The organism is Pseudomonas sp. BN607 (assembly GCF_029871175.1).
In the GTDB taxonomy this organism is placed as follows: domain Bacteria; phylum Pseudomonadota; class Gammaproteobacteria; order Pseudomonadales; family Pseudomonadaceae; genus Aquipseudomonas.
Genome location: NZ_SSOE01000056.1, coordinates 138,216 through 155,048 on the forward strand (window position 1 = coordinate 138,216; position 16,833 = coordinate 155,048).

The 16,833-nt window shown below is 63.4% G+C and carries 17 protein-coding genes; 9 read left to right on the forward strand and 8 right to left on the reverse strand.

The annotated features are described in order from the left end of the window. Positions 1 to 5 precede the first annotated feature (5 nt). Together E8E68_RS14540 and rpoE are read right to left on the reverse strand one after the other, a co-directional pair. Complete coding sequence (locus E8E68_RS14540; protein ID WP_110742718.1) at positions 6 to 596, reverse strand: RseA family anti-sigma factor; 591 nt, start codon at positions 594 to 596, stop codon at positions 6 to 8. A gap of 31 nt (positions 597 to 627) precedes the next feature. Then, on the reverse strand, positions 628 to 1,209 hold the full coding sequence (gene rpoE, locus E8E68_RS14545; protein ID WP_003252049.1) for an RNA polymerase sigma factor RpoE: 582 nt from the start codon (positions 1,207 to 1,209) through the stop codon (positions 628 to 630). A 435-nt stretch (positions 1,210 to 1,644) separates the two neighbouring features. Between rpoE and nadB the strand changes: the two genes are divergently transcribed. Then, positions 1,645 to 3,249 (forward strand): L-aspartate oxidase, encoded by a 1,605-nt coding sequence (nadB, locus tag E8E68_RS14550; RefSeq protein ID WP_110742717.1) that lies wholly within the window; start codon positions 1,645 to 1,647, stop codon positions 3,247 to 3,249. A 558-nt stretch (positions 3,250 to 3,807) separates the two neighbouring features. Here nadB and E8E68_RS14555 read toward each other — a convergent pair. Both E8E68_RS14555 and E8E68_RS14560 read right to left on the reverse strand, forming a co-directional pair. After that, entirely contained in the window at positions 3,808 to 4,266 is a 459-nt protein-coding gene (locus E8E68_RS14555) for a protein YgfX (RefSeq protein WP_266031768.1), read from the reverse strand. Next, positions 4,250 to 4,504: a succinate dehydrogenase assembly factor 2 gene (locus E8E68_RS14560; RefSeq protein ID WP_110742715.1), complete on the reverse strand. Its 255-nt coding sequence runs from the start codon at positions 4,502 to 4,504 to the stop codon at positions 4,250 to 4,252. Before E8E68_RS14560 ends, E8E68_RS14555 begins: the two co-directional genes overlap by 17 nt. A gap of 133 nt (positions 4,505 to 4,637) precedes the next feature. Here E8E68_RS14560 and E8E68_RS14565 point away from each other — a divergent pair, with 133 nt between their 5' ends. Both E8E68_RS14565 and E8E68_RS14570 read left to right on the forward strand, forming a co-directional pair. Next, positions 4,638 to 5,579 (forward strand): folate-binding protein YgfZ, encoded by a 942-nt coding sequence (locus E8E68_RS14565; protein WP_110742714.1) that lies wholly within the window; start codon positions 4,638 to 4,640, stop codon positions 5,577 to 5,579. Between the two features lie 54 nt (positions 5,580 to 5,633). Beyond that, positions 5,634 to 6,440: an HDOD domain-containing protein gene (locus tag E8E68_RS14570; RefSeq protein WP_266031770.1), complete on the forward strand. Its 807-nt coding sequence runs from the start codon at positions 5,634 to 5,636 to the stop codon at positions 6,438 to 6,440. Between the two features lie 45 nt (positions 6,441 to 6,485). On the opposite strand, the gene E8E68_RS14575 is transcribed toward E8E68_RS14570, so the two are convergent. Then, a complete protein-coding gene (locus tag E8E68_RS14575) occupies positions 6,486 to 7,865 on the reverse strand; it encodes a sensor histidine kinase (RefSeq protein WP_266031771.1) in 1,380 nt (459 codons plus the stop codon). Continuing rightward, complete coding sequence (locus E8E68_RS14580) at positions 7,858 to 8,529, reverse strand: response regulator (protein WP_110742711.1); 672 nt, start codon at positions 8,527 to 8,529, stop codon at positions 7,858 to 7,860. Before E8E68_RS14580 ends, E8E68_RS14575 begins: the two co-directional genes overlap by 8 nt. Before the next feature lie 199 nt (positions 8,530 to 8,728). On the opposite strand from E8E68_RS14580, the gene E8E68_RS14585 reads away from it, so the two are divergent. The 5 genes from E8E68_RS14585 (at position 8,729) to E8E68_RS14605 (ending at position 14,140) form a co-directional block, all read left to right on the forward strand. Then, positions 8,729 to 10,018 (forward strand): OprD family porin, encoded by a 1,290-nt coding sequence (locus E8E68_RS14585; protein ID WP_280342432.1) that lies wholly within the window; start codon positions 8,729 to 8,731, stop codon positions 10,016 to 10,018. Between the two features lie 44 nt (positions 10,019 to 10,062). Further along, positions 10,063 to 11,043, forward strand: coding sequence for a tripartite tricarboxylate transporter substrate binding protein (locus E8E68_RS14590; RefSeq protein WP_110742709.1), 981 nt, complete (start codon positions 10,063 to 10,065; stop codon positions 11,041 to 11,043). Between the two features lie 96 nt (positions 11,044 to 11,139). Next, positions 11,140 to 11,598, forward strand: a complete 459-nt coding sequence (locus E8E68_RS14595) for a tripartite tricarboxylate transporter TctB family protein (protein ID WP_266031773.1) — start codon at positions 11,140 to 11,142, stop codon at positions 11,596 to 11,598. Between the two features lie 3 nt (positions 11,599 to 11,601). Continuing rightward, positions 11,602 to 13,116: a tripartite tricarboxylate transporter permease gene (locus E8E68_RS14600; RefSeq protein ID WP_110742707.1), complete on the forward strand. Its 1,515-nt coding sequence runs from the start codon at positions 11,602 to 11,604 to the stop codon at positions 13,114 to 13,116. Then, positions 13,109 to 14,140 (forward strand): AbrB family transcriptional regulator, encoded by a 1,032-nt coding sequence (locus E8E68_RS14605; protein ID WP_280342439.1) that lies wholly within the window; start codon positions 13,109 to 13,111, stop codon positions 14,138 to 14,140. Before E8E68_RS14600 ends, E8E68_RS14605 begins: the two co-directional genes overlap by 8 nt. Before the next feature lie 120 nt (positions 14,141 to 14,260). On the opposite strand, the gene ung is transcribed toward E8E68_RS14605, so the two are convergent. After that, positions 14,261 to 14,953: a uracil-DNA glycosylase gene (ung, locus tag E8E68_RS14610; protein WP_266031776.1), complete on the reverse strand. Its 693-nt coding sequence runs from the start codon at positions 14,951 to 14,953 to the stop codon at positions 14,261 to 14,263. A gap of 126 nt (positions 14,954 to 15,079) precedes the next feature. On the opposite strand from ung, the gene E8E68_RS14615 reads away from it, so the two are divergent. Then, entirely contained in the window at positions 15,080 to 16,186 is a 1,107-nt protein-coding gene (locus E8E68_RS14615) for an enoyl-CoA hydratase/isomerase family protein (RefSeq protein WP_266031778.1), read from the forward strand. A 41-nt stretch (positions 16,187 to 16,227) separates the two neighbouring features. Here E8E68_RS14615 and E8E68_RS14620 read toward each other — a convergent pair whose 3' ends face one another. Continuing rightward, positions 16,228 to 16,674, reverse strand: a complete 447-nt coding sequence (locus tag E8E68_RS14620; protein WP_280342441.1) for a hypothetical protein — start codon at positions 16,672 to 16,674, stop codon at positions 16,228 to 16,230. Between the last annotated feature and the right edge of the window lie 159 nt (positions 16,675 to 16,833).

Genomic DNA, 16,833 nt, shown 5'->3' on the forward strand with positions numbered 1-16,833 from the left:
CTTACTTAACGGTTTTCCAGGCTAGCGGCGCGAGCGTAGGGCAATGCGGTTTCAGTGCCCTTCAGCGCAGACTCCTGGGCATGCTGGCGCAGGTAGCCTGGCAGACGCTGATCCCAGCCGGCCTGGTTCTGCAGCACGCCGTTGGCCATCGGCCCGGTCGGTTGCTCACTGCTTTCACTATAGCCTGCCAAAACGGCTGGGCCCTGTGCTTGTGGCACGCTCAGGCCCTGCTGAGCAGGTTGCTGGGCAGCCAGCTCGGCGCCAGTGATCTCGTCCTGGTTGTACATACGTACGCCAGCCAGTACGGCCACGGTAACCGAAGCAGCAACCGCCAGACGGGCAATGCTGCGCCAAGGCCCTTTATTGACCTTGGCCGGCACGGCTTCGTCAGCCAGCGCGGCAGATACCGCCGAAGCGAGATCCAGGTTAGGCAGCAGCAGCTCCTTGTGCATGGCTGCACGGGCAACCTGGTAACGCGACCAGGTAGCACGGGTTTCGGCATCGTCGACGGCGTTCAACACCCGACGCAATTCCAGTTCGTCCGCTTCGTTATCCATCACCGCGGACAGCGATTCCTGCAAAGCTTCACGACTCATGGCGGTTCCTCTCTTGGCTGTCGCCGCTGTCTCAGGTTTCCTGCAACAACGGCTGCAGGGCTTTGTCTATGGCCTCCCGAGCGCGGAAGATTCGAGAGCGCACGGTACCCACCGGGCATTGCATGACACTGGCAATGTCCTCGTAACTCAGTCCGTCGAACTCGCGCAGGGTCAATGCCGTGCGCAGGTCCTCTGGCAGTTGCTGGATGGTCCGATGGACGGTGCCTTCGATTTCATCCCGCAACAACGAGCGCTCTGGGGACTCGAGATCCTTGAGGCCATGATCGCCGTCGTAAAACTCCGCATCCTCGGAGCTCACATCACTGTCTGGCGGCCGTCTTCCACGGGACACCAGGTAATTCTTCGCCGTGTTGATGGCGATGCGGTACAGCCACGTATAAAACGCACTGTCGCCGCGGAAGTTGCCAAGCGCACGGTAGGCCTTGATGAAGGCTTCCTGTGCTACATCCTGGGCCTCGTGGGTATCGTGAACGAACCGCACGATCAACCCGAGAATCTTGTGCTGATACTTCAGCACCAACAGATCGAACGCTCGCCTGTCACCACGCTGCACGCGCTCGACAAGCTGCTGATCCTCTTCCTGGGTTAGCATGAACACTCCTCAGTGAACTCGAAGGAGCGTTGCATCAGCCATCGTTCAGGCTTGCAACCATAGACTCGGGCTTTGCGCAAAAGTTCTCCCCTCCAAGCAAGTTTCCTGCTGCCCTTGGTCGGCTAGCACGGAAGACGCGGCGCGGTCACGGCCGGCTACGTCGATAATCAGGTTTCGAATACGCAGGGGTCAGCCCGGTTAGGCCTGCCGCCCTGCGTCGCCGCGGCAAATTGTGGCGTGCGGGCAGCCTTCATAGGATTTCCGGCCATGTCGGAAAGTTCCCACAAAGGTTGACGCAACCTGGCAAGTGGCATGGAAATTGGCCACCCGGGGCTGCTATAAAGGCAACCCGGCCCAGTTTAACGATAGTTTCACAATGCCATCGGCGCGTGACTATTGTGCCGTGCCCCTTCCAAAGATTACTAGTGTCCCGACATGAGCCAACAATTCCAACATGATGTCCTGGTGATCGGCAGCGGTGCCGCCGGTCTCAGCCTGGCACTTAACCTCCCCAGCCACCTGCGCGTAGCCGTGCTGAGCAAGGGCGACCTGGCCAATGGCTCGACGTTCTGGGCCCAGGGCGGTGTCGCCGCCGTGCTGGACAATACCGATACCGTGCAGTCGCATGTCGAGGACACCCTCAATGCCGGCGGTGGCCTGTGCCATGAAGACGCGGTGCGTTTTACCGTCGAACACAGCCGCGAAGCCATCCAGTGGCTGATCGAGCAAGGTGTACCCTTTACCCGCGATGAACACTACAGCGTCGACGATGGGGGCTTCGAGTTCCACCTCACCCGTGAGGGCGGCCATAGCCACCGACGCATCATCCATGCTGCCGACGCTACCGGTGCGGCGATCTTTACCACGCTGCTGGAACAGGCTCGCCTGCGCCCGAATATCCAGTTGCTGGAACAGCGCGTAGCAGTCGACCTGATCACCGAACGGCGCCTTGGGCTGCCCGGCGAGCGCTGCCTGGGTGCCTACGTGCTCGACCGCAACACCGGTGAGGTGGACACCTTCGGCGCGCGATTCACCGTACTGGCCACGGGTGGCGCGGCCAAGGTCTACCTCTATACCAGCAACCCCGACGGTGCTTGCGGCGACGGCATCGCCATGGCCTGGCGGGCCGGTTGCCGGGTGGCGAACCTGGAGTTCAATCAGTTCCACCCGACCTGCCTGTACCACCCGCAGGCAAAAAGTTTCCTGATCACCGAAGCGCTGCGTGGCGAGGGCGCCCTGCTGCGCCTGCCCAACGGTGAACGCTTCATGCCGCGGTTCGACCCACGCGAAGAGCTGGCTCCGCGAGACATCGTCGCCCGCGCCATCGACCACGAGATGAAGCGCCTGGGCGTGGACTGCGTGTACCTGGACATCACCCACAAGCCGGCCGACTTCATCAAGAGCCACTTCCCCACCGTTTACGAGCGCTGCCTGGGGTTCGGTATCGATATCACCCGCCAGCCGATCCCGGTGGTGCCAGCGGCGCACTACACCTGCGGCGGGGTGATGGTCGACGAGCGTGGCCACACCGACGTGGCGGGCCTGTATGCCATTGGCGAAACCAGCTTCACCGGCCTGCACGGTGCCAACCGCATGGCCAGCAACTCGCTGTTGGAGTGCTTCGTCTATGGCCGCGCCGCTGCTGCCGACATCGAGGCGAACCTGGAGCAGGTGGCCATGCCCAAGGCCCTGCCCGGCTGGGACGCCAGCCAGGTTACCGATTCGGACGAGGATGTGATCATTGCGCACAACTGGGACGAGCTGCGGCGTTTCATGTGGGACTACGTGGGCATCGTGCGCACCAGCAAGCGGTTGCAGCGGGCGCAGCATCGCATTCGTTTGCTGCTGGATGAAATCGACGAGTTCTACAGCAACTACAAGGTCAGCCGTGACCTGATCGAGTTGCGCAACCTGGCGCAGGTAGCCGAATTGATGATCTTGTCGGCGATGCAGCGCAAGGAAAGCCGCGGGCTGCACTACACCCTGGATTACCCGGGGATGCTGGACGAGGCCAAGGACACCATCCTCAGCCCGCGCTGAAAACCGCGTCGCGGCCGTAGCGGGCTTGTCCCGCGAAGAATCCAACACGGTGCATGGCACGGGCTTCGCCCGTGTTCGCGGGACAAGCCCGCTCCCACAGGGGTTGCGCTAGATTCTAGAAATTGAGCAAGCCAGTTGTTTCCCCAGGTACTGCATCAGCCTCAAGCCTGCGGGGGGACCTGTGGGAGCGGGCTTGCCCGCGAAGAATCCAACACGGTGTATGGCACGGGCTTCGCCCGTGTTCGCGGGACAAGCCCACTCCCACAGGGGGCGCACTAGATTCTAGAAATTGGGCATGCCAGTTGTTTCCTCAGGTACTGCATCAGCCTCAAGCCTGCGGGGTACCTGTGGGAGCGGGCTTGCCCCGCGAAAAATCCAACACGGTGCATGGCACGGGCTTCGCCCGTGCTCGCGGGACAAGCCCACTCCCACAGGGGTCGCACTAGATTCTAGAAATTGAGCAAGCCAGTTGTGTCCCAAGGCACTGCATCAGCCTCAAGCCTGCGGGGGGACCTGTGGGGGCGGGCTTGCCCGCGATGAAGCTAAGCCGAGCTTGATCTAGGCCCGGCTCACCGCAGCCCAGCGCCGCCGGCTGAACTTCAACCGCACCCGCAGGCGCCGATGCTCGTCAGCCCCAAGCGCATCCTGCGGTATGCACTGGCTCTCCCCCACCCTTCGGCCCACCCGCTCAAAGCGCAAAACCACCAACCGTGGCAACGCTACGCTATCCCGGCACAACCGCACCGGCTGCCAGCCACAACCACGGCTGAACACCTGCCAGCCGCGCGCATCACGGCGCAGGCCGATAATGGCATGCTCATGGGTCAAAAGAATTCGTCGAGGAATCGCCCAGCCAGCGTGGGCAATACAGAAGGCAACAATAGAAAAAGCCAACCACGCGGGCAGCGGGCTCGCCCATACGACAAGCCAGGCGAGTACCTGGCAAGCCATATAGGCCACCAGCAGCAGGCGCGAGCCTTGCCACCGGCATTCAAAGCAATCACTTGGGCTGGACACGGTCCAGAATGATGCGGACCATGCGTTGCAGCTCCGGGTCCTCGGACTCGGTGCGCTCCATGAACCAGCCGAACATGTCCTGATCCTCGCAGCTCAACAGACGCACATAGAGTTCGCGGTCAGTTTCGTTGAGGCTGGGGTAGACTTCCTGGGTGAAAGGCACCAGCAGCACGTCCAGTTCCAGCATGCCGCGGCGGCTGTGCCAGAAAAGCCGGTTGAGTTCAGTTTGTTCGACCATGGGGCCCTCCTCGAATGGCCCGCCAGTATACAGCCCGCCGAGCGAAGCGACACCGGGCGTTGGTCTAGTCAACTACCTATTTTGTTACCGGCGTTCTATGATGGCCGCCAGTCTTTAGCCACCGCGATGACCCATGGCCGATTCCGCTTTCTTCTGCCCCCTGTCCCACGAGGGCATTCTCGCCGTCCGCGGCTCCGATGCAGGCAAGTTCCTGCAAGGCCAGCTGACCTGCAACATCAACTACCTCAGCCAGGAATATGCCAGCCTCGGCGCTCGCTGTATGGTCAAGGGGCGCATGCAGTCGAGCTTCCGCATCTTGCCCGAAGGCAATGGCTACCTGCTGGCCATGGCCAGCGAGCTGCTGGACGCGCAACTGGCCGATCTGAAGAAATACGCCGTGTTCTCCAAGGCCACGCTGACCGACGAAAGCCCCGCCTGGGTGCGCTTCGGCCTGCAGGGTGGCGCAGCGGCACTTCAGGCCCTGGGGCTCGATGTGCCTGCTGCCGCTGGCAGTACCGTACGCCATGAAGGGCTGATCGCCATTACCGTGTCCCCTGGCCGCGTAGAGCTGTGGGCACCGGCAGACAACGCCGAGCCGGTGCGCCAGGCGCTCGCTGCTGCCCTGCCCGAAGGCAGCCTCAACGACTGGCTGCTGGGCCAGGTTCGCGCCGGTATCGGCCAGGTCATGGGGCCAACCCGTGAGCTGTTCATCCCCCAGATGATCAACCTGCAAGCGGTCGATGGTGTCAGCTTCAAGAAGGGCTGCTACACCGGCCAGGAAATCGTCGCGCGCATGCAGTACCTTGGCAAGCTCAAGCGTCGTCAGTATCGCCTGGCCCTGGACCAGCAGGCCATCCCTGCCCCAGGGGCCGAGATTTTCTCGCCCACTCATGGTTCGTCAGTCGGTGAAGTGGTGATTGCTGCCGGCAACGGCGCAGGCTGCGAACTGCTTGCGGTACTCAGTGCCGAAGCGGTTGAGGACGACAACCTGCACCTGGGCAGCCTGGAAGGCCCTCGCCTGCAAGTGCTGACCCTGCCTTACGAACTGGACCGCGACCGAGAAATCCAGCGCTGACCAGCCTGCCCCGCCCTGCGGCGGGGCCGCACCACCACTGCGGTAGACACGCCCATGAACAAGCTGGCCGAGATGGTTCAAGCACAATTGCTCGACGCCATCGAAAAGGATGACCTGGTCCTGCCAACCCTGCCCGAGGTTGCCTTGAGCATCCGCGAGGCGGCAGAAGACAGCGAGATCAGCGTAGCGGCCCTGAGCAAGGTGATAGGTCGCGACGCGGCCCTTTCAGCGCGCCTGATCAAAGTCGTCAACAGCCCGCTGCTGCGCGCGGCGGTCGAGGTTACCGACCTGCACACTGCGATCACGCGGCTGGGCATCAACTACAGCTGCAACCTGGCCATTGGCCTGGTAATCGAGCAGATCTTCCACGCACGCTCGCCGGCAGTTGAACAAAAATTGCGGGATATCTGGGCCAACAGCTTGGAAGTGGCAGGTATCAGCTACGAAATATGCCGACGCTACACCCACCTCAAGCCGGACCAGGCCACCCTTGGCGGGTTGGTCAACCAGATTGGCGCCCTACCGGTGCTGATCTATGCCGAAGAGCACAATGAGCTGTTGTCCGACCCGGTATGCCTGCATTACGTGATCGAGCAGATCCAGCCAGTGCTGGGTGACAAGATCCTCAAGCTGTGGGAGTTTCCGGAGCAGTTGGTCAACTTGCCAAGCCAGATGCAGGACCTGGACCGGCAGACTGACAAGGTCGATTACATCGACATCGTGCAAATCGCCCGCTGCATCAGCCAACGCGGCCGTAACCGGCCGTTGGCAGCACTGCCGGCCTACCGCCACCTTGGCCTGCCGTTCGGTACCGAGCTGGAGGTAGATGAGTTACTCGAGGCGCGGAGCATGTTGCGCTGAGCCGTGTAAGCCGATGCTGGCGCCAGGGCCAGCACAGGCAACCCGTCAATCAGCGATAAAGCTCACCCGCACCCGCAACCCACCCTTGCCACCATCATGCAGGCTCACCTGCGCCAGGTGCGCCCGGCAGATCTCGCCAACGATCGCCAGCCCCAACCCGCTGCCCTGCGCACTCTTGCGGTAGAAGCGCTCGAACACCCGCTCGCGCTCGGCCTCGGGAATCCCCGGCCCGTCATCCTCCACCTCCAGCACGGCCGGCGCCAAAACCCGCAAAATCACGTTGCCGCCCGCCGGCGTATGCGCCAGGGCATTGTCCACCAGGTTGCTCAACAATTCGTTGAGCAACGTCGGCTCACCTTTCAGCCACACCGGCGCCTCAGCCTCCAGCGCCAACGCCACCCCGCGCTTGTGCGCCAGTGGTGCCATGGCCATGCCCAGCTCCCGCGCCAGCTGGCTCAGGTCCAGACGCTGGGCACCACCTTCGGCTATCGCCCGGGCGCCGTTCTCGACTCGCGCCAACGACAGCAACTGATTGGCCAGGTGGGTCAGGCGATCGGTCCCCTGGGCCGCAGACTCCAGGGTCTGCCGCCACTCCTGCGGCTCGGACGAGCGCAAGCCCAGTTCGACCCGCGCCTTGAGGGCCGCCAGCGGTGTACGCAGTTCGTGGGCCGCATCGGCGATGAACTGCGCCTGGCGCTCGAACTGGCCGCGCAAGCGTTCGGTAAAGTGGTTCAAGGCCCGCACCAGGGGGCTCAACTCCCGTTGCACCTGCACCACCGGCAACGACCGCAGGTCGTCCGGCTGGCGCTCTTCCACTGCCGTACGCAGGCGCTCCAGCGGCCGCAATGCAGCACTTACGGCAAACCACACCATCACCAACGCGCCCAACGCCAGCATTCCCAGGCGCAGCAGGGTGTCAGCCATCAACCCACGGGCCATGCGCACCCGCGCTTCCTCGGTCTCGGCTACGCGGATTTCCGCCATGCCGTTCATGTTCGGCTCGCTCACCGGCTTCAGCAAGCTGACCACGCGGACGTCCTGGCCCAGATAAGTGGCGTTGTAGAACCGCGCCAGCGCCGGGTAGTCGTCGGTACGCGGTGTGCCCGGCGGCGGCGGCGGTAGGTTCTCGTAGCCGGAAATCAGCCGCTGCTTGATATCCAGCACGGTGTAGTAAATGCGCCCGGCGCTGTCGTAGGCAAAGGTGTCCAGGGCCACATAGGGCACGTCCGCGCTCAACGACCCATCGCGCTGCGAAAGGCCGGCGGCGATGGTCCGCGCCGAGGCCAGCAAGGTGCGGTCATACGCCGTGTCGGCGGCCTCGCGGCCGTTCCAGTAGGCACTCAGGCCGCTGGCCAGCATCAGCACCACCAGCAGCAACGCCAGATTGCCGAGCAGGCGCCCGCGCAGGCTGCCATTGTCACGCATCACGGTGCTCGAGCAGGTAACCCAGGCCGCGGAAGGTGACGATGGCCACCGGTTGGCCATCAAGCTTCTTGCGCAGGCGGTGGATGTAGATTTCGATGGCGTCGGGGCTGGCCTCTTCGTCCAGGCCGAATACCTGGGCAGCCAACTGTTCCTTGCTCATCACCCGGCCCGGGCGGGCGATCAGCGCTTCCAGGACGCTCTGCTCCCGGGAGGTCAGGGTCAGGTTTTCTGCGCCCAGGGAAAAGCGCCGGGTGTCCAGGTCATACACCAGCGGACCACAACGTTGCTGGCGCTCGCCACCCAGCACGCTGCGCCGCAGCAGGGCCTTGACGCGGGCTTCCAGTTCGGTCAGCTCGAACGGCTTGGCCAAGTAATCGTCCGCGCCCAGGTTCAAACCATGGACCCGGTCCTTGACGTCGCTGCGTGCGGTCAGCATCAGCACTGGCAAGGTCTTGCCACGGCCACGCAGACGCGCCAGCACCTCGAAACCGTCCATGCGCGGCAGGCCGACATCCAGCACGGCCACCGCATATTCCTCGCTGGCCAGGGCCAGGTCGGCAGCCACGCCGTCATGCAGTACATCCACGGTCAGGCCGTGGCTTTTCAAGGCTTGGGCAACGCTTTCGGCCAGTTGCAGGTGGTCTTCGACCAGCAGCACACGCATCGGATTCTCCTGCTCGGGTGGGGCGGTGGCGCGGAGTGTACCGCTGTCGTCAAGCCTGTGAAGCCCCTTGTAACAAACCTTTCACGCTGAAAGGTTAGCGAAAGGTTCGTTGCCTAGCATCGCACCACGGTCGCGCTTCGCGCCGAAAAAAGCACCAGCAAGGTGCAACGAATAAGAACAATAAACGGAGTCATCGACGATGCTGTCATCGCAGCCGCAGGCGTTCGCGCCTACCCGTTCGTTTGCCGCACGCCCCTCCGCCATCGCCAGCGCCCTTGCGCTTGCCGGTGTCGCCCCAATGAGCCAGGCCGCCTTCTTCGAAGACAGCACGGCCACCTTCGAAACCCGCAACATGTACTTCAACCGCGACTTTCGCGACGGCACAAGCGCGCAACAATCCAAGCGCGACGAATGGGCCCAGGGCTTCATGCTCAACTTCGAGTCGGGCTACACCGAGGGCACCGTAGGCTTCGGCCTGGACGCACTGGGCATGCTCGGCATCAAGCTCGACTCCAGCCCCGACCGCACCGATACCGGCCTGCTGCCGACCCACGATGACGGCAAGGCTGCCGACGAATACTCCAAACTTGGCCTGACCGGCAAGGTGAAGATCTCGCAGACCGAACTGAAGATCGGCACGCTGATCCCGGAACTGCCGACCTTGCAGCCCAACGATGGGCGCATCCTGCCGCAAACCTTCGAAGGCGGCCTGCTGACCTCGAAGGAAATCAAGGGCCTGACCTTCACCGGCGGGCGCCTGGACAAGGCCAAGGACCGCAACGACACCAACTGGGAAGACCTGGCCCTGAACAACAAGAACGGCCGCTTCGGTGGCTCGTTCAGCGCCGACAACCTTAGCCTGGGTGGCCTCGACTACCAGTTCACCGACCGCATCACCGGCAGCTACCACTTCGCCCAGCTCGACGATATCTACCGCCAGCACTTCATCGGCATGGTCGCCACCCAGCCGTGGGGCCCAGGCACTTTCGGCGCCGACCTGCGCCTGGCGGTCAGCGACGACGCTGGCGCCGCCAAGGCCGGCAACATCGACAACACCACGGTCAACGGCATGCTCAGCTACGCCCTGGGCGGGCACAAGGTCAGTGCCGCCTGGCAGCAACTGTCCGGCGACAGCGCCTTCCCGTATGTCGATGGCGCCGACCCGTACCTGGTCAACTTCGTCCAGATCAACGACTTCGCCGGTGCCGACGAGCGCTCCTGGCAGGCGCGCTACGACTACAACTTTGCCGCCCTCGGTGTACCGGGCCTGACCTTCATGACCCGCTACATCAGCGGCGACAACGTCAGCCGTGCCGCCGGTGGTGAAGGCAAGGAGTGGGAGCGCAACACCGAACTGAAGTACGTGGTACAAAGCGGCCCGTTGAAGAACGTCGCCGTGCGTTTGCGCAACGCCACCTTCCGCTCCAACTTCGCCCGCGATGCCGACGAAGTGCGGCTGCTGGTGAGCTACAGCGTGGCCCTTTGGTAAGCCAATAGCAGTAACCCGATAACAACAACTCACGGAGATCGACGATGACCTTTTCACTGCGCCGCCTCGTCCTCGCTACCGGCTGCCTGCTGTTGGCCGGCAACGCCCTCGCTGCCGAACCGAAACGCCCCGAATGCATCGCCCCTGCCTCGCCTGGCGGTGGTTTCGACCTGACCTGCAAACTGGTGCAAAGCGCGCTGGTGCAGGAAAAGATCCTCAGCAAGCCGATGCGTGTCACGTACATGCCCGGCGGTGTCGGCGCGGTGGCCTACAACGCCGTGGTCGCCCAACGCCCGGCCGATGCCGGCACCTTGGTGGCGTGGTCCAGCGGCTCGCTGCTGAACCTGGCCCAGGGCAAGTTCGGCCGCTTCGACGAGAACGCAGTGAAATGGCTGGCGGCCGTCGGCACCAGCTACGGCGCCATCGCCGTGAAAAGCGATTCACCCTACAAGACCCTCGATGACCTGGTCGCGGCGCTGAAGAAAGACCCGAGCAAGGTCGTGATCGGCTCCGGCGGCACCGTCGGCAGCCAGGACTGGATGCAGACCGCATTGATCGCCAAGGCTGCCGGTATCAACCCGCGCGACCTGCGTTACGTGGCCCTGGAGGGCGGTGGCGAAATCGCCACGGCACTGCTGGGCGGGCATATCCAGGTCGGCTCTACCGATATTTCCGACTCCATGCCGCACATCCAGGCCGGCAACATGCGCATCCTCGCGGTGTTCTCTGAAAACCGCCTGGACGAGCCGGAGATGAAAGACATCCCCACCGCCAAGGAACAGGGCTACGACATCGTATGGCCAGTGGTACGCGGTTTCTACCTGGGGCCAAAGGTCAGCGACGAGGATTACGCCTGGTGGAAGCAGTCGTTCGACAAGATGCTGGCCTCGGAAGACTTCGCCAAGTTGCGTGACCAGCGCGAGCTGTTCCCGTTCGCCATGACCGGCGAAGAACTGGACGGCTATGTGAAGAAGCAGGTGGCTGACTACAAGGCGCTGGCCAAGGAATTTGGCCTGATCCAGTAAGCCTGCCGGATTCACCACGATCCCTGTGAGAGCGGCCTTGCGGCCGCTCTCACAGGATTTGCATCTCGCTTGCGCGTTCCCAACGAGGATTTCTTCATGATCCTGCAACGCATCTTCGCCCTGGCCCTGCTGGCGGTGTGTGCCGCCCTGGCCGTGATGGCCTGGCCCTACCAGGCAGCATTCTCCTACGAACCAGTAGGCCCGCGCGCCTACCCACTGCTGATGCTCGGGCTGATGGGCCTGGGCCTGCTGTACCTGGTGTTCCGCCCCACGCCAATCGTGCGCAAGGACGACGAACCGGAGCTGGACCGCGAGACCCTGATCAAGATCGCCGCCTGTGTCGGCTTGCTGGTCATCTTCGCAGCCACCTTCGAGCTCCTCGGCTTCATCCTCAGCGCCATCCTCGTTGGCCTGCCCATGGCGCGCCTGTATGGCGGCCGCTGGCTGCCAAGCGCCGTCGTGGTGGTGTGCATGAGCGTCTTCCTCTACTGGCTGTTCGACCGCGTGATGGACGTGCCCCTGCCCCTTGGCCTGCTGAGCGTACTGGAGAACTGACACATGGATACCTTGAGCTACCTGGGCCAGGGCTTCGGCGTCGCCTTGTCCCCCTACAACCTGGTCACCGCCCTGTCCGGCACCCTGATCGGCACCGTGGTTGGCCTGCTGCCCGGTCTGGGCCCGATCAACGGCGTGGCACTGCTGATTCCCATCGCCTTCGCCCTGGGCCTGCCGCCTGAGTCGGCACTGATCCTGCTGGCCGCGGTTTACCTGGGCTGCGAATACGGCGGGCGCATCAGCTCGATCCTGCTGAACATCCCAGGCGAAGCCTCGACCGTGATGACCACCCTCGACGGTTACCCCATGGCCCGCCAGGGCCTGGCTGGCGTGGCGCTGTCGCTGTCGGCCTGGAGTTCGTTCATCGGCGCCTTCATCGCCACCTGCGGCATGGTGCTGTTTGCCCCGCTGCTGGCGAAATGGGCCATCGCCTTCGGCCCGGCGGAATACTTCGTGCTGATGGTGTTCGCCATTGTCGCCCTTGGCGGCATGGCCGGTGACAAGCCGCTGAAAACCTTCATCGCCGCACTGATCGGCCTGTTCCTGTCGGCAGTCGGTATCGATGCCAACAGCGGCGTGTACCGGTTCACAGGTGACAGCGTACACCTGGCCGATGGCATCCAGTTCGTGGTGCTGGTGCTGGGCCTGTTCTCGATCAGCGAAATCCTCCTGCTGCTGGAAAAGACCCACCACGGTCACCAGGCGGTCAAGGCTACCGGCCGCATGCTGTTCAACTTCAAGGAAGCCGCGTCGGTGTTCGCGGTCAACATCCGCTGCGGGCTGCTGGGCTTCGTCATGGGTGTTCTGCCTGGCGCCGGGGCAACACTGGCGAGTGCCGTGGCCTACATGACCGAAAAGCGCATGGCCGGTGAAAAAGGCACTTTCGGTAAAGGCGATGCCCGTGGCCTGGCTGCCCCGGAAACCGCCATTGGTGCATCCTGCTGTGGCGCACTGGTGCCCATGCTGACCCTCGGGGTACCGGGCTCCGGCACCACAGCGGTGATGATCGGTGCACTGACCCTGTACAACATCACCCCCGGACCGCTGCTGTTCGAACAACAGCCAGACATCGTCTGGGGCCTGATCGCCTCGCTGTTCATCGCCAATATCATGCTGGTGATCCTCAACATCCCGATGATCCGCATCTTCACCCGCATCCTCGCCGTGCCGAACTGGGCGCTGGTGCCGGTAATTGCCATCATCACCGCGATCGGCGTTTATGCCGTGCATGCCACCACCTTCGACCTGTTCCTGATGGTCGGCATCGGCATCATGGGCTATATCCTGCGCAAGCTGGACTTCCCGCTGTCGCCGATCCTGCTGGGCTTCATCCTCGGCGGGCTGATGGAGCAGAACCTGCGCCGGGCGCTGTCGATTTCCAACGGTGAGCTAGGCATTCTCTGGTCCAGCCCGATCAGCATGTCGGTATGGGTACTGACCCTCTGCATGCTGACCCTGCCGCTGCTGCGCACCTGGCGTAAACGCGCCCAGCAGCGGCGGGCCATGGCCGATGCCTGATCGGTCTTTCCCGCTGTTCGTTGCGACCGGGCTGGTCGGCCTTGCTGGCGGTTTTGCCGCCAGCAAGGTCGGCTGGCCTTTGCCGTGGATGGTCGGTTCGCTGTTGACGATCATCCTGGTGCGCTGCCTGACGCCCTGGCAACTCCCGGAAATCCCCAATGGCCGCAAATGCGGCCAGTGGATCATCGGTGTCGGCATCGGCCTGCACTTCACCCCGGCGGTGATCGAGCAGGTGGCCAGCCACTTCGCGCTGATCTTCTTCGGTGCGCTGTTCACCACCCTGTCCAGCGTGATCAGCGTGTGGCTGCTGCGGCGTACCGGTGAAGACCGCGCCACGGCGTTCTTCGCCAGCATGCCCGGCGGCTCGGGGGAAATGGTCAACCTTGGCGCACGCAACGGCGCGGTGCTCAGCCAGGTCGCAGCGGCGCAAAGCCTGCGGGTGCTGGCCGTGGTGCTGTGCATACCGGCGTTGTTCAAGTTCCTGCTGGGTGATGGGGTACCGCTGAACCACTCAGGTAGCGTGAGCTGGGGCTGGCTGGTACTCATTGCTCCGCTGGGTGTTGCGGTGGCATTGCTCTGGCAGCGCTTGCGCCAGCCCAACCCGTGGCTGTTCGGGCCATTGCTGGTGGCGGCCACGGTAAGCCTGGCGGGCAACCTGCAAATTGCGCTGCCCAATGGCGCCAGCCAGATTGGCCAGTGGTTGATCGGCAGTGGCCTGGCCTGTCACTTCAACCGTGCGTTCTTCCGCCGCGCACCCTCGTTCCTGGGGCGTACGCTGGTGGCGACGGCGTTGTGCATGGCGATTGCCGGCTGTGCGGCCTGGGTGTTGAGCGTGATGACTTCACTGGACTTGCGTTCGCTGACGCTGGGAATGATGCCAGGCGGGATTGCCGAGATGAGCCTGACGGCCGAGACCCTGCAATTGTCGGTGCCACTGGTGACGGCGCTGCAGGTGATGCGGCTGCTGTTCGTACTGTTTCTGGCGGAGCCTTTGTTCCGCGCATGGAACGCCAAAGCGCGATGACTGTGCCGGCCTTTTCGCGGATAACCACGCGCCCACAGGGACCGCAAAACGCCTGAGCCCTGCGCAGTACCCGTGGAAGCGGGCTCACCCACGATAAAGCGGCCCGCTCTGGCAGGGCCATCACAGCGGCGGCAGTGCCCAGTTGATCGGCGCCATCCCACGCTGTTCAAGGAAGCTGTTGGTCCGGCTGAAATGCCCACACCCCAGGAACCCGCGGTAAGCCGACAACGGCGACGGGTGCACCGACTTCAGCACCAGGTGCTTGGTGCCATCGATCAGTTTCTGCTTGCTCTGGGCATGCGCCCCCCACAGCAAGAACACCACATTCGGGCAGTGCTCGCTGACTACCTGGATAATCCGGTCGGTGAAGAACTCCCAGCCCTTCTTGGCATGCGACGCCGCATTTGCACGCTCCACCGTCATGGTGGTATTGAGCAACAACACGCCCTGCTCGGCCCAGCTCTGCAGATAGCCATGGTTGGGGATCGGAATATTCAGGTCGCGGTGCAGCTCCTTGTAGATATTGACCAGCGACGGCGGCGTGGCCACACCCGGTTGCACCGAGAAGCACAAGCCATGTGCCTGGCCTGGCCCGTGGTAAGGGTCCTGGCCAAGGATCACCACCTTGACCTGGTCCAGCGGTGTCGAGTTGAGCGCGTTGAAGATCAGCGGCCCTGGCGGGTAGATCTCCTTGCCGGCAGCGTACTCGCCACGCAGGAACTCGCGCAGCTGATGCATGTAGGGCTGTTCGAATTCGCCGCGCAATGCGGCCTTCCAGCTCGGTTCGAGTTTGATGCGATCATCGTCAGTCATGGGGCCTTCCATAAACAATGGCGCGACACTAGGTAAGCCCTACCCGCTTGTCAAACGATCCGACCGACGACCGGCATGATCGGCCAGGCAAGCCATACTTGGGCCATGACTTGCGCGAGGTAGTTCATGGCCATTCATTGCGAGGTACTCACCGGCGCCGATGGCGCCCGCATCGGCATCGCGACCCTGGATGCACCCAAGGCGCTCAATGCCCTGAACCTGCCGATGATCGAGGTGTTGGGCGAGCAACTGCACAGCTGGGCCCGCGACCCCGGCATCGTCTGCGTACTGCTGCGCGGCAACGGGGCCAAGGCCTTTTGTGCAGGGGGTGATGTGCGCGCCCTGGTGCAGGCCTGCCGCGACCACCCCGGCAGCGTGCCACCGCTGGCGGCTACCTTCTTCGCTGCCGAATACCGCCTGGATCATGCCCTGCACACCTACCCCAAGCCGCTGCTGTGCTGGGGCCACGGGCATGTACTGGGCGGTGGCATGGGCCTGCTGCAGGGCGCCAATGTGCGCATCGTCACCCCCAGCAGTCGATTGGCCATGCCGGAAATCAGCATCGGCCTTTATCCCGACGTAGGCGCCAGCTGGTTCCTGGCCCGGCTACCGGGCAAGCTTGGGCTGTTCCTCGGCCTGACCGGTGCACCGATCAATGCCCGCGACGCCCTTGACCTGGGCCTGGCAGACCGCTTTCTGGGTGAATATCAGCAGGAAGCACTGATCGAGGAACTGCTGCAACTTAACTGGCAGGAACAGACCGCCCTGCAACTGAACAGCCTGCTCAAGGCCGAACAGCATCGTGCCTGGGCCGAGTTGCCGGCAGCCCAGTGGCTGCCGCGCCGACAAATAATCGACTCATTGCTCGATGTGGCCGATGCAGCAGCGGCGTGGCGCGCACTGGAAGCGCTCAAGCAGCATGACGATCCGCTGCTGGCGGAGGCCGGCCAGCGGCTGCATGAGGGTTGCCCGCTCACGGCGCACCTGGTGTGGGAGCAGATCCGCCGAGCGCGCCATTTGTCATTGGCGCAGGTGTTCCAGATGGAATACAGCATGAGCTTGAACTGCTGCCGCCACCCGGAGTTCAGCGAAGGCGTGCGCGCCCGCTTGCTGGACAAGGACAACCGGCCGCGCTGGCATTGGCCGGATGTGGCGCAAGTGCCGGCAGCGGTGGTGGAGGCGCACTTTGCCAAGGCATGGGAGGGGCGGCATCCGCTGGCGGACATGGGGTGAAGTTTGCCAAAAAGGGGCGCGGAGCGCGCCCCTTCATTCACCTAGCGCTGCCAGTTGCCACCTCGCCCCTGCCCACGCTGCCCGTCCCAGCGCCCATCACCATTGCGCTGCCCATTGGAATGCCACTGGCCATGCTGGTACCGCTGGCTGCCGTCACGATAATCGTGCCGGTCCCGGCCACCCCGGTAGTCATTGCGCTGGCGGTTACCGTAGTCGTTGCGCGGGTTACCGTGCCACTGGTTGATTCCCGGCTGCGGATGCGAGCGGTAATAAGGCGCCGGCGCCGAACGGTAATAGCGCGGCGCCGGCTGATAGTAATAACGCGGTTGTGGCGCCACGTAGTAACGGTCATAGCGGTAATAACCCGGCGCGACATAGCGGTCGGTGGAGTAATAGTCCGAACGGTAATAGCCCCCGCTCTCGTAATAGGGAGCGCAGGCGGCAGTCATCAGCCCCAATAGGGCTATCAACAGGATTCGATAGGACATGGCGGCCTCCTGGACCGCTGGAGTGCCCGAACAGCGGCGCTGGCGAGCGTCGACGCGAAACGCGTTCATCGACACTGAATAAGACAGTCCCGCCGGGGTGCAGTGCCATTTACGCAACAAATTGATACAGGTGCGATGACCCCGAAAAACTTGCAGTCA

What these genes read in the sequence shown, in the direction of transcription:
- E8E68_RS14540 (WP_110742718.1), bottom strand. Translation starts at nt 596, where the DNA reads ATGAGTCGTGAAGCTTTGCAGGAATCGCTGTCCGCGGTGATGGATAAC.
- rpoE (WP_003252049.1), bottom strand. Translation starts at nt 1,209, where the DNA reads ATGCTAACCCAGGAAGAGGATCAGCAGCTTGTCGAGCGCGTGCAGCGT.
- nadB (WP_110742717.1), top strand. Translation starts at nt 1,645, where the DNA reads ATGAGCCAACAATTCCAACATGATGTCCTGGTGATCGGCAGCGGTGCC.
- E8E68_RS14560 (WP_110742715.1), bottom strand. Translation starts at nt 4,504, where the DNA reads ATGGTCGAACAAACTGAACTCAACCGGCTTTTCTGGCACAGCCGCCGC.
- E8E68_RS14565 (WP_110742714.1), top strand. Translation starts at nt 4,638, where the DNA reads ATGGCCGATTCCGCTTTCTTCTGCCCCCTGTCCCACGAGGGCATTCTC.
- E8E68_RS14570 (WP_266031770.1), top strand. Translation starts at nt 5,634, where the DNA reads ATGAACAAGCTGGCCGAGATGGTTCAAGCACAATTGCTCGACGCCATC.
- E8E68_RS14575 (WP_266031771.1), bottom strand. Translation starts at nt 7,865, where the DNA reads ATGCGTGACAATGGCAGCCTGCGCGGGCGCCTGCTCGGCAATCTGGCG.
- E8E68_RS14580 (WP_110742711.1), bottom strand. Translation starts at nt 8,529, where the DNA reads ATGCGTGTGCTGCTGGTCGAAGACCACCTGCAACTGGCCGAAAGCGTT.
- E8E68_RS14585 (WP_280342432.1), top strand. Translation starts at nt 8,729, where the DNA reads ATGCTGTCATCGCAGCCGCAGGCGTTCGCGCCTACCCGTTCGTTTGCC.
- E8E68_RS14590 (WP_110742709.1), top strand. Translation starts at nt 10,063, where the DNA reads ATGACCTTTTCACTGCGCCGCCTCGTCCTCGCTACCGGCTGCCTGCTG.
- E8E68_RS14595 (WP_266031773.1), top strand. Translation starts at nt 11,140, where the DNA reads ATGATCCTGCAACGCATCTTCGCCCTGGCCCTGCTGGCGGTGTGTGCC.
- E8E68_RS14600 (WP_110742707.1), top strand. Translation starts at nt 11,602, where the DNA reads ATGGATACCTTGAGCTACCTGGGCCAGGGCTTCGGCGTCGCCTTGTCC.
- E8E68_RS14605 (WP_280342439.1), top strand. Translation starts at nt 13,109, where the DNA reads ATGCCTGATCGGTCTTTCCCGCTGTTCGTTGCGACCGGGCTGGTCGGC.
- ung (WP_266031776.1), bottom strand. Translation starts at nt 14,953, where the DNA reads ATGACTGACGATGATCGCATCAAACTCGAACCGAGCTGGAAGGCCGCA.
- E8E68_RS14615 (WP_266031778.1), top strand. Translation starts at nt 15,080, where the DNA reads ATGGCCATTCATTGCGAGGTACTCACCGGCGCCGATGGCGCCCGCATC.
- E8E68_RS14620 (WP_280342441.1), bottom strand. Translation starts at nt 16,674, where the DNA reads ATGTCCTATCGAATCCTGTTGATAGCCCTATTGGGGCTGATGACTGCC.